Below are 483 nucleotides of genomic sequence, written 5' to 3'. Positions count from 1 at the left end.
GTGGAAGTCACCGTCTCGGCCCAAAAGATCCGCTTCCAGATGGGCGAGGCCAGCCTGACCTCCAAGGTCATCGACGGCGCCTTTCCCGACTATCTGCGCGTCATCCCGCGCGGCAACGACAAACAGGCCGATATCGACAACGCCCTGTTCGCCAAGGCCGTCGACCGCGTCGCCACCATCTCGGCCGAGAAGAGCCGGTCGGTCAAACTGGCCTTCGACAACGACCGCGTGAAGCTGACCGTGCGCAACATGGAAGCCGGCCAGGCCGAGGAAGAGGTCGAGATCGGCTATTCCGACGAACCGTTCGAGATCGGCTTCAACGCCCGCTATCTGCTGGACGTCGCCGGCCAGATCACAGGCGAGAACGCCGCCTTCCGCTTCGCCGACCCGGCCAGCCCGACCCTGGTCCTCGATCCGGGCGATCCGGGCGTGCAGTACGTGCTGATGCCGCTGCGTGTCTGACAGCCATGAGCATGGCGAAAC

The 483-nt window shown here is 64.8% G+C and carries 1 protein-coding gene; it reads left to right on the top strand.

Annotation, left to right across the window (positions count from 1 at the left end; genetic code table 11):
• On the top strand, positions 1–462 hold a 462-nt coding region (locus IV513_RS15745), incomplete at its 5' end, for a DNA polymerase III subunit beta (RefSeq protein ID WP_209391493.1).
• Between the last annotated feature and the right edge of the window lie 21 nt (positions 463–483).

This window comes from Chryseobacterium sp. RR2-3-20, assembly GCF_017808115.1.
Lineage (GTDB): Bacteria > Bacteroidota > Bacteroidia > Flavobacteriales > Weeksellaceae > Chryseobacterium > Chryseobacterium oryzae.
This window is presented reverse-complemented; position numbering and strand designations above follow the sequence as displayed.